The 10,384-nt window shown below is 43.9% G+C and carries 13 protein-coding genes and 3 pseudogenes; 3 read left to right on the top strand and 13 right to left on the bottom strand.

What is annotated here, in order from left to right; translation table 11 throughout:
- Positions 1 to 65 precede the first annotated feature (65 nt).
- From LKD36_RS17045 to LKD36_RS17000, 11 genes and pseudogenes are all read right to left on the bottom strand, one after another.
- Positions 66 to 1,067 (bottom strand): annotated as a pseudogene (locus LKD36_RS17045) (VirB4-like conjugal transfer ATPase, CD1110 family); the annotation flags it as partial.
- Complete coding sequence (locus LKD36_RS17040; protein ID WP_118004260.1) at positions 1,018 to 1,407, bottom strand: PrgI family protein; 390 nt, start codon at positions 1,405 to 1,407, stop codon at positions 1,018 to 1,020. The gene LKD36_RS17040 and the pseudogene LKD36_RS17045, both read right to left, overlap by 50 nt.
- Positions 1,408 to 1,429: 22 nt before the next feature.
- Positions 1,430 to 1,570 (bottom strand): annotated as a pseudogene (locus tag LKD36_RS17750) (VirB6/TrbL-like conjugal transfer protein, CD1112 family); the annotation flags it as partial.
- Positions 1,564 to 1,761, bottom strand: a pseudogene (locus LKD36_RS17035) (AAA family ATPase); the annotation flags it as partial. The pseudogenes LKD36_RS17750 and LKD36_RS17035, both read right to left, overlap by 7 nt.
- Before the next feature lie 310 nt (positions 1,762 to 2,071).
- Entirely contained in the window at positions 2,072 to 3,583 is a 1,512-nt protein-coding gene (mobQ, locus tag LKD36_RS17030; protein ID WP_308460351.1) for a MobQ family relaxase, read from the bottom strand.
- Positions 3,584 to 3,817: 234 nt separating this feature from the next.
- Entirely contained in the window at positions 3,818 to 4,111 is a 294-nt protein-coding gene (locus LKD36_RS17025; RefSeq protein WP_308460350.1) for a DUF3847 domain-containing protein, read from the bottom strand.
- 84 nt (positions 4,112 to 4,195) lie between these two features.
- The gene (locus LKD36_RS17020; protein WP_243000247.1) at positions 4,196 to 5,026 is read right to left on the bottom strand and encodes a hypothetical protein; all 831 of its coding nucleotides are present in this window, start codon (positions 5,024 to 5,026) and stop codon (positions 4,196 to 4,198) included.
- Positions 5,027 to 5,138: 112 nt separating this feature from the next.
- Positions 5,139 to 5,435: a hypothetical protein gene (locus LKD36_RS17015; protein WP_118604686.1), complete on the bottom strand. Its 297-nt coding sequence runs from the start codon at positions 5,433 to 5,435 to the stop codon at positions 5,139 to 5,141.
- Positions 5,436 to 5,569: 134 nt separating this feature from the next.
- Positions 5,570 to 5,761, bottom strand: coding sequence for a transposon-encoded TnpW family protein (locus tag LKD36_RS17010; RefSeq protein WP_118604688.1), 192 nt, complete (start codon positions 5,759 to 5,761; stop codon positions 5,570 to 5,572).
- A 141-nt stretch (positions 5,762 to 5,902) separates the two neighbouring features.
- Positions 5,903 to 6,229: a hypothetical protein gene (locus tag LKD36_RS17005; protein ID WP_308460353.1), complete on the bottom strand. Its 327-nt coding sequence runs from the start codon at positions 6,227 to 6,229 to the stop codon at positions 5,903 to 5,905.
- Positions 6,230 to 6,306: 77 nt separating this feature from the next.
- Positions 6,307 to 7,581 carry a Y-family DNA polymerase gene (locus LKD36_RS17000; protein WP_044932403.1) on the bottom strand — a complete coding sequence of 425 codons (1,275 nt, stop codon included), beginning with the start codon at positions 7,579 to 7,581 and terminating at the stop codon, positions 6,307 to 6,309.
- A gap of 263 nt (positions 7,582 to 7,844) precedes the next feature.
- On the opposite strand from LKD36_RS17000, the gene LKD36_RS16995 reads away from it, so the two are divergent.
- From LKD36_RS16995 to LKD36_RS16985, 3 genes are all read left to right on the top strand, one after another.
- Entirely contained in the window at positions 7,845 to 8,303 is a 459-nt protein-coding gene (locus tag LKD36_RS16995) for a helix-turn-helix domain-containing protein (RefSeq protein WP_049940522.1), read from the top strand.
- 91 nt (positions 8,304 to 8,394) lie between these two features.
- Positions 8,395 to 8,910 carry an ImmA/IrrE family metallo-endopeptidase gene (locus LKD36_RS16990; protein ID WP_243868778.1) on the top strand — a complete coding sequence of 172 codons (516 nt, stop codon included), beginning with the start codon at positions 8,395 to 8,397 and terminating at the stop codon, positions 8,908 to 8,910.
- A 65-nt stretch (positions 8,911 to 8,975) separates the two neighbouring features.
- On the top strand, positions 8,976 to 9,629 hold the full coding sequence (locus tag LKD36_RS16985; RefSeq protein WP_029471597.1) for a CpXC domain-containing protein: 654 nt from the start codon (positions 8,976 to 8,978) through the stop codon (positions 9,627 to 9,629).
- A gap of 150 nt (positions 9,630 to 9,779) precedes the next feature.
- Here LKD36_RS16985 and LKD36_RS16980 read toward each other — a convergent pair whose 3' ends face one another.
- A complete protein-coding gene (locus LKD36_RS16980) occupies positions 9,780 to 10,199 on the bottom strand; it encodes a nuclear transport factor 2 family protein (protein ID WP_003864537.1) in 420 nt (139 codons plus the stop codon).
- 66 nt (positions 10,200 to 10,265) lie between these two features.
- Positions 10,266 to 10,384, bottom strand: a 119-nt coding sequence (locus LKD36_RS16975; RefSeq protein WP_308460352.1) for a DUF2992 family protein, incomplete at its 5' end; no start/stop codon positions are given.

The following is a 10,384-nucleotide window of genomic DNA, read 5'->3' as shown; positions in this document are numbered from 1 at the left end:
TTCTTTTGTTAGTGCCTGATTTTGTCCTTCAACCACGAAGGCTTTGTTCAGGAACGAGTCGCACTGATATCCATATCGTATCCGGCCCGGACTGCTTTTTTCTGTTCTTCGATTTTCATACGGTTGATATCCGTCACTTTGCTTTTTACCAGCTTGATTGCCTTCATCTGATCCACAGACTGGACATGCAGGTTGACGATCAGGTTCTTATCGATATCCAGAAATTCTGCCAGCATCTTATCCGTAAGCTCCGGTGCCAGGATCTGCAGATAAGAGACAGCCCCGATAGTATTTCCCATCTGGAACGTATTTCTGTCTCGGAATACAAAACTGGTCGGTGCCACATAATCCTTTGTATTGAGTCCTGTCCGGATCATGGAACCATAATCAAACTGGAAGTCTGTCATGATATCCGGATTGAAAGTCTCATACAGTATCTGCAGACGTTCCACGCCATTCAGCGGATATGCCGGAACTCCAAGGATCTTGAAGTTGTTCAGGATATCTGATTCAATACGTTCCAGCTTTGGCTTTGCTTCCCGGATATTGTCTGCTTCGATGGAAAAGGTGATATATTTTGATTTCACCAGTCCATTATTTCCTTTCGCCAGCTGCTGTTTCAGCATCTTGGTATATTCCATACGAACATCGTCAAAAGCATCATCCTGAGGACGGATCCGGATGACCTGTTCAAATTCTTTCATGCTGCTTTTATGATTGATAAAGCTCAGCTGAAAATGGATACTGGCATCAAAGTAATTGAGAAAATCACACCAGTTTTCAAAGATTGCATTTTTATCTTCGTTCTGAGCCAGCTGATAGTTGATGTCATAGAAGCGGATACACTTAGAATACGTTTTTCCCTGTACCCTGCAGATCCCATCTTTTCCCATTTCCTTATAAGCGATCGACTGCTGGACGGACAGTTTTTTCTGCCTGCGTTTTTCCTCCTGCTTTTCCTTTTTCTTTTTCTCTTTTCTGTCTACTTTTTTGTATCCGGTATCTGCGACAGTTTTCTTATTTTTCTTTTTTCGCAACCGTTTTTCCTCCTTTCGGTTTTCCTGCATCCGGAGACTGTCTGATCTGTTCCAGATCTGTCTCATAATAGTTTTCAGTTTCATATTTTCTGACGGGTGGACGAAGAAACTTCACCCGGATCATATGCATCAGAACATCTTCCAGATGCATCCCATCTTTTTCGTACATGGCAAATAAAAATGCCGGTAACATCAAAAGCACCATGACCGTTGCTGCATTACTGTTTCCCATCACATTACGCAAGAGGAAATAGCTTGGAATTCCCATTGCAGCACCTATCCCGATACAGATCAGCTGTCTTTTGGTCAGGTTAAATGCTACTTTATTCTTTACCTTTGTTAAATCTTTCGGTACGCTGACATATGCCATGATTTTCACTCCTTCCTGTAATTTAGTGCGCGTTAAATATCGACTTACTTAAGGATGCCGTCTTAAAGAGGCTGTAACATAAGATCACTGTGTAAGCCATAACGCCAAATAATGAAGAACTCAGATTATCTGAATACTGGATACCTGCAACAAGCACTGCATGACAAAATCAATGGGTGCGCCGCCCTTACTCTGGCTGTGCCTGTACCATTTGTTTCCCCGGACGGTCAGGCTGTCGTGCCGCTTCCAGCGGTATTCATTTCCGGCGCAGGTAAGCTGCTCTCCCTGTGATTGCAGGAAAGAAACAAGGTCGGCTTGGTTGGCGCGGTCTATCTGTTCTTGGGTGTAATACATGGTTAATACCTCTCTTTCTGTGGTTGAATTGTTCATAGTTTTGAAGTAAAATAAAATTAAAAAGGATGTGATGTTATGAAGAAAACAACAGGTTACATTTTAACTTCGATATTTAACTTCATAGCAGCTTTTTGCTTTCTGCTATCAGCTGTTTTTCAGAAGCAGGCACTGCCTAAACATGGATTTTATGTTGCTGCAATTTGTTTCCTAATCAGCGCGATAGGTTTCCTGTATACTTACTTGAAAAACAGAAAGGGAAAATAAGAGGTACAAAGGACGGACAAGTAGGACAGCTTGTCCGTCCTTTTTCTTATCGCTCCTGTTCGTGCCGTTTGGTGCGGGTCTGTATCTGCTCCGGCTGCTCGGCTTTCAGTGCAATATCAACGCACTTGCGTATCTTCTGAAGCTCGGCAACCTCGGCGCGGGTAGCTTTCAGTTTGGTGTAGTCGGTATCTCTCTGCTCTTTGAGGTCGGCGTATTCCTGTTTCCATTTGGAGATAGGCAGCGTCTTTATATCCGTCAGATTTGCATGGAGATAGCGGCTTGCTGCGTTCCATAGGGTCAGCTCGGCGCGGTGGGCTTCCTCGTACTTATCGCGCTTGTTTGTCCAGCCGTTTTGCAGCTTTTTCAGTTCATCGTGAATGGGCTTGTACTCTGTGTAGTTCTTCCCGTATTCAATTAGCTTTTGCAGCTTCTTCATGCGTTCCTCGGCGGTTTTCATTCCTGCCCGGATTGAATAGGCTCTATCACTGACAGAGGAAAGAGAAGCGTCCAGCTCATCAAGATTAGAGATACCATGCTCGGAGAGATAGTTGACCGCTGCCGCTATGGTTTTCAGTTCATCGGCTGTGTGCTGTTGTTGCCAACGCTGCGAATACTTCCGGCTCTTTTCTCTCTGAACGCTCAAATACTTCATCAGCAGATTTGCAAGGCCGGGGGATTGTTGCGGCTGCTCCGGGGCGGTTTCCCACGCTTTGAACAGGTCGGCAATCCATTCCTTGAGCTTCCCAATCTGCGCCCGGATTTCCCGGATAAGGCGTTTTGTCTTTTGAATACTGCGGTTCAGTTCGCCTTTCTCGGTGGCGATACCTTTCTTCTCCATCTGGCAAGCCGCCACGCCCATGTGGACGGTGGGCAGCTCGTCAATTCCTCTCTCGGCGTTGCTGCGGTGGTCGATACGCTCCGGGCTTCCGTTCCTCTCCAAAAAGTCGTTGGTATAGTCAGCCCACGCCTTGCGCCACAAGAGGGTGTTGTCCTTGTCGTTCCAGCCTGTAAGGTCAACCTTGTGGGTTTTGTATCTGCCACTTGGCAAGCGGATACGCTCGCCGTTTTCGTCAAGGTCATATTCCTTTTTGGACTTTGCCGCCCACGCGCCGCGCTCGTCAAGGGGGCGCATAGTCAGCATGATATGACAATGGGGATTGCCGCTGTCGGTGTCGTGAATGGCAAAATCCACACACATTCCCTTAGAAACAAATTGAGAGGAACAGTATTCCCGGACAAGCCGGATCTGTTCCTCTCTGGATAATTCTATGGGGAGTGCCGCGTCAATCTCTCGGGCAAGCTGGGCGTTCCCGGCTTTCTCGTAAAGCTCCACGCTGTTCCACAAGGTTGAACGGTCAGAGAATGAGGGTGGCGCGTGGGGCGGCAGCATGATTTCTGTATGGACAACGCCGCCTTTGCGGGTGTAGTCATGGGTCATTCCGTCCCATTCGTTTGTCAGCTTTTCACCGCTTCGGTAGGCGGCTGCGGCAACGGCTGATTTGCCTTTTCCTCGGCTCACAATACCGATGTTCCAATGGTAAATGGCTATGGGTATCACCTCCCGGATAGGATAATAAAACCCGCAAAAATGGTACAGACGCCAACGGCGGGTGTACTGTTTTTGCGGGTGTGCAGGGATAGCCGCGTAAGCGGCGCAAGGGGTGCAGCCCCTTGTTGCGGCAAAGCCGCCATATCGAAGCGCGGGGAAATCTCCCTGTGCGGAGATAAGCCCTCGGCAGAGCGCACACGCCCGCAAGGGTGTATAAGTGCGCCCTTGTTGCCAAGGGATTATTTAGTTTGTCGTTTCCTCGGCTCGTTTTCTCAAAAACTCCCGCGCTGGCTCACTCGTCAAGGCAAGCCGGAGAAGTGCGGCGGCTTCCTCGTCGGTCATGTTCTTTGCTTCCGGCACAATGCTCTCAAAGACCGCGCCCCGGACGATAAGGCGGTGGCTGCGCGTTCTGCGTTCCTCTTTGGATAGCTTCTGACGCAACATCTTTTCTCGGTTCTCAAACTGCCGGATTTTCTTCTTTCCGTCCTCAATCTCGGCTTGCAACTCCTCGCGGGTTTTCTCTCTCGGTTTCGTCATGGTTGGTCGCTCCTTTCTGCCTGTCGGCATAGAAAAAGGACAGTCGATTTTCTCGGCTGTCCCTTGTAGGTGGTTTATTTAGTTTTACTCTATCATTTTCAAGTAAATAAAATAGCTTGCAGTTCCTCCATAACCGTTTTGGGTATTCCAGTCGGCTATTATTTCATAGATATACCCGCCCGGTTTAAGAGTGAGGACATTTCCAGTCATAGTTACATCTTCGCTGTTTGTAGTAGGTTTCCCCCAATATTCATCACTCCAACATTTTACACTTAAAATAGTATCGGGTTCTTCTGTAAAACTTAGTGTAGCTGTTGCTTCTGGTGTTTCATACGGCGGGGATAATAATTCTTCACAATCTAAAGGGTGTGCGCTATCGGTAGTTGTACTTATAGAATTTCCATCAACATCTTTTTTCTGCCACGAATAAGCACCTAATAATGCACTGACATAGGTGTTATCACTTACTAAACCTAAAGCAGGCGGCTCTTCCAAAATCACATTGGCAGTTCCAGAATTTAATAATTCATTGGCATAGCTATTAAGTGCTTGGCATGGCTCATACTTTGTTTTATAGCCTACACCATCAATTATAAGAAATGGGTTATATGCCGTAATCTCTGTCTGTGTGCCGTCGGTCATAATCAGGGTAAAAGTAACGCCTTGCCCTACATATTCTGTGTAAGAATTATCTTGATTATAGATAACTACATCATTCAAATAGCCTACTAACTCTGAAATATCCTCAATTTCAACTGTTTTGTCTGGCGGCGTTAATTGCACTTTGGCTGACGCTATTTGTGCTGCGTCCAGATTTTTATATGGTTTTTTCCCCATTGTAAACAGAAAGACCATTACCACAATGCACAATAAGACCATGCACACCATTGTGATTATTAACCATTTCTTTTTCATAACAGAAGCCTCCTTTATCTTTCATTTTTCTGTTATTTATATAGACGCAAAAAAGAGGAAAAGGTTTCATTATTCATAAATATCATAGCACAAGAGTATGAACAAATCCATATCAATTCAGCCTGTCGGCGGCATTGTTTTCTCTGGCATACTGACTCGCCTTTTCCCGGCGTTCTGCGCTGTATGGGGCGGTCAGACGGAAAGAGAAGCGTCCTTTCTCAATGTCAAACTCCATGCAGCCCGTTTCCGGGTCTGCGTCCGTCTGCTGGCAGATTGCCGGATAGCGGCGGCTGTATGCAAGCAGACGCTTCTTTAAGGCGGTGTTGTGGGTGCGGATATGGATAAGGGGGTCTTTCTCATCAAACCAAATATCGGTGGTCTTTTCCTGCTTGGTAAGCCCTGTTTTCATAAACTCTCCTTTCTGCGCCCCTGTTACGCAATAGGGGCATTTTTCGGGTGTTTTCTCCGGCTCTTGACTTGGGGAAAACGACGTTTTTGACGATAAAAACCGCCCGGACGGGGAATGTATCGCCGGGGCGGCTGTTATCGCAAGATTTCCGTTTTTTCCGGCTCTTGACCGTCAGACGCGGATAAACGCGAATTGTCGGCAAGCACCAGTTTGAGCAGCTTGTCGCGGAATGTTTCTGTGCTGCTGTGATTGAAAAATAACTCCGCAACAATGGTCTGCCCGTTCCTTTGGGTCGTGATGATACTGTCGGGGGTTTGTTCTGCCATAGGCGGCTCCTTTCTCCGGGCGCAAAAGAGGGATTTCCCGTAGTTCGGAAAATCCCTCTTGGTTGACGGTTATTCTGTTTTACTGTGTGGGCTGTGCGGCGGCAGCCTGCGCCTTTCTTCTTGCCCGGTATTCCCGCGCTTTCATGCGGTCATACTCCCGCTGCTTTTCAAGGTTTCGCGCCCGGTATCATCGATCCGTAAGTGGACTGATGGATCAAAAAATTCTACGGTTCCGGATAATGTATGGTACTGGCCAACTGACGGATCCTTCCAGGATTTTTGAAAATAAGTTGCCTGTATCTTCATCCCATATGCCAGGATCCTTAATTTCATATCCAGCTCATTTTTCTTTTCTTCGGATAAATCTCTTTTCGATTCGTAAATGATTTCCTGTTGCCGGATCGTTTCATCCAGTCCACGAAGTGCCGCAAATGGAGCAAACTGTTTTGCCCTGCGTCCTACATCCATGGGATGTCTCCTGGAAACCGGTCTTGATAAATATAAATACGGTTGATATTCACTTGCCAGCACTTTTTACACCTCCTCTAAGCACGGTGACCACCTATTTGTTCATTGCGTTCTCGATAAGTAGAACACTCTAGCAGGTTAGATCCACGCATGATCGCATTCTTTCCATAACGCTGCTTTACATTCAATACTGCTTCCTGTAAATGCCGTTCTTTATCGGTCTGTTTTGGATCATCAAACAGGCTGTACTGCACATAATTTTCAGGAGCAACCCTGTTCGCACACACCTCGATTCTTCGAATTCCGGTATATCTGTCCGCAATCCTGAGATATAAATCTTCCACTGCATCCATGATTTTTTTTGAACTGTTACTTCCTCTTTCGAGTTTTACGGTTCCTTTGGATGCCTCATGCTCATACCTGTGGTCATATGCGATCCATAAGGTGAGAGAGCTTGTCACCAGTCCTTTTTCAAACAGATCCAGGGCCAGGTTGTCTGTCATTTCCCTTACGATTACAAGTGCTTCTTCAAAAGAATAATTTCGCATCAGCACCTGACCATTTGAAAGGCTGTGTTCCTCCGAATGATAGTTCTTGATGTCACTCATCCGGCATGTTTCATAGCCCCATGCATGATCAATCAACAGCTCTGCATCAATCCCAAACATCTTATACAGCCAGTCTTCGGATCTTAAAGAAGCCATTGCGATATCGCCCATCGTATGAATCCCGTAACCGGCCAGTTTTTTTTCAGTCCGGGATCCAATCCTCCAGAAGTCACTTAATGGTTTATGATCCCATAGCTGCTCTCTGTAAGAGAATTCATCCAGGATTCCAATATGGTCATCCACATGCTTTGCTACGATATCCATTGCGATCTTAGCAAGATACAGATTGGTTCCCACACCAGCGGTTGCAGTGATACCTGTTTCCTCCATAACCTCCTGCATAAGCTTTACCGCCATTTCTTTTGCAGTGAGATGATAAAGCTGCAGATAGTTTGTCACATCAATAAAACACTCATCGACACTGTACACATGGATATCTTCTTTTGAGACGTACCGCAGATAGATTCCATAGATCTTTGCAGAATAATCCATATACAGCTGCATCCTTGGCATGGCTGTGATGTACTTTACACAATCCGGTATCTCATGGATCCGGCACCGGTTCTTGATGCCAAGAGACTTCATAGCCGGAGTGATTGCCAGGCAGATTGTTGACTTTGATCTGGTCGGATCTGCAACCACCAGGTTTGCTTTAAACGGATCCAGTCCACGTTCTACGCATTCTACAGAAGCATAAAAAGACTTCAGATCAATACAGATAATAGAAGTCTGATCCTGACTCACTTTTGTCACCTCCCATACGTCTTTCCTCTTTTTGTAACATGTATCCCATTTTGACTGTCAATGACTGTGCATCCTTCCTGTTTTCTTTAAAATACAGGAAATTCATTTCACATATTCATTGACAAAGGAGGAAATATTGTGTATCTTATAGGAAAGATGTTTCCCTTATCTGTGATTCACATTATAGGAGAGATATTTCCCTTTGTCAAGATTAATTTTTATTTTTTGGGAGACACATTTCCCGTTTTGCCTTGAAGCGGCTAATGAAACTTATAAGACAAGGTTTAGAAAGAGGTATGTTTATGACATTCGGTGAAAAAGTAAGATCATTAAGAAAAGAAAAAAAGATGAGTCAGCAGGAACTGGCCAGTATGGTTGGTGTTTCATATAGGACCATTCGATCCTGGGAAGTAGAAGGACGTTTTCCAAAACAAAATGTTCTGTATCAGAAACTGGCAGATGCATTACAGTGTGATGTTTCTTATCTCATGAGTGAAGATGAAGCTTTTATCACAGAAGCATCCGAACAGTTTGGTAACCGTGGTGCCAGACAGGCTCAGCAGATTCTGGAACAGGCTGCAGCTATGTTTGCCGGTGGATCACTGACAGACGAAGATAAAATAGCTTTTATGGATGAGATCCAGAGCCTTTATCTGGATTCCAAAAGACGTGCAAAGAAATTTACACCGAAAAAATATCTGAAAAACCAAGAGGAAAAATAATAGAAGGCGGGATTATTGTACACCTAATCTGTTACCTTATAGTTACAAGGATATTTCTGCCCTTTTATTTTTTACTTTTGAGGTGATTTATTTGAGAAACACTTACATATATACAGAAACAAAGAAATTAATCAAGAAATATGGAACCCGAGATCCATTTGAGATCATGGATCAGATGAACATTGTTGTCGGGGAAACTTCCAGATATAAGACACTGAAAGGATATTGTTTTATGAGCTGCAAGACGATCTATGTCATGATCAGCAGTTTCCTTTCAGAAGAAGAAAAGATGATCGTTGCCGCCCATGAATTAGGGCATATCATGCTGCATCGTTCCCAGCTGAAAATGGCTCCGATGCAAGATGATACACTCTATAATATGACGGATAATACAGAATACCAGGCCAATCTGTTTGCTGCCGATCTTCTGATTGATGATGAGGAGATCGAAGATATGGTTCAGAACGAAGACCTGGATTATTTCGGACTCTGCAGTTCTCTGAATGCAACTCCGGAACTCATGAGCTTTAAACTATACAGCCTGACAAAACGAGGCCAGGCTTATCATATGCCGATGGAGATTCAGAGTAATTTCCTGGCAAAATAATAAAGGATAAGCGCATTCTACAATAAGAAAACTATAGATTTATCTCACTGAAAGGAGGAACATTTATGTCAAGACATCATATAGAAAAGGTAACTTGTCCTTCCTGCCATCATGAGGGGGATTTTGAGCTCTGGGACAGTATTAATACTGCACTGGATCCTGAAATGAAAGAGAAGGTACTTAATCAATCTATTTTCCTTTATACCTGCCCGAGCTGTGGAGAGACCTTTCGTTTAAACTACTCCACACTCTATCACCAGATGGAAGATCTTGTCATGATTTATCTGGTTCCTGAATCAGAAGTAAAGAAGACATATGAAATATTTTATGAAAAAAATGCTTTGGCTGATTATCGTACCGAAAAGTACTTATACCGGATTGTGACATCAGCAAATCAGCTCGTTGAAAAGATCCAGATCTTTGATGCAGGTAAAGATGACAGGGTAATGGAACTTGTTAAATTACTTGCGACAGATTCTATTCTCAAAAATGATCCCGATATAGAATTTGATGAACTGCGCTTTGCTGTCGACGACGACGGAACAAATATTCTTGTAATCATTAATAAGGGTGAGATTACTGGTGCAGTTGACATTGACAATATGTATGAATTTGCTTCTTCACACTGCAATGATTTCAAGGATCTCCGCGATGATGATGAAATAGTTATCAATAGGGAGTGGATCCTTAACAAACTTGCCGAAGCAGAAAACGAATAGTATATTTGGTGGCTACACCCCCAAGCCCCTGTGGAATCAATAACGCCGGTACTGGATATCAAAATCCCGCACCGGCGTTATTGATTGTAATTATCTTACTTTGATAAAATGATAGATTGTCAGCTCTGCAAACTTGAATTTATAGTCCTCTCAAAACCAATTTGCTTTTTCTTCTCGAAATACGGGAATATCACTATCTCGATATGGATTGTAATTATGAAGATTGCAACCAAACTCTTTTAATGATTTTATTTTGTTATCCTGTGTCCATACAATTAAAGATATTCCGTCAAATTCTTCAACATTTCCATTATTCATTTTGCTTTTAAAATACCACTCCACGATTGTTTGATTGCCTTGATGAAAAAATTGCTTAATCTCCCAGACAAGAACACTTCCGCGTGTATTCCATTCGTCAAACCAGTGCTTTACCGTTTTGCGGTTTTCATATTTAGGACTCCAACTCTCAGTATATACAACATCATCTGTAAAAATATTGTCAATTCCTAAATCTGCTTTCTTAATCCACATATCAAACCATAATCGGATAATTTTTTCTCTCTCGTTCATAAAGTACCTCCATAACTTCCGATTTCTCAGTTTCAAAAATTAGAATTTGAGCAAAAGCCCAAGGGACTAATGTCCCCTATGCTTTTCTCTTTTCTTTTGCTGTTTCAGTTCAAACATTCGCAGTTCGTCCGCTTCTTTTTTCTCACGGCTCCTCACTTTACGCTCCTGTTTATTCTGTTCCTGCT

The sequence above is a fragment of the Hominiventricola filiformis genome, assembly GCF_020686965.1.
Lineage (GTDB): Bacteria > Bacillota > Clostridia > Lachnospirales > Lachnospiraceae > Hominiventricola > Hominiventricola filiformis.
The sequence above is the reverse complement of the archived record's forward strand: the minus strand, read 5'-3'. Positions and strand labels throughout refer to the sequence as shown.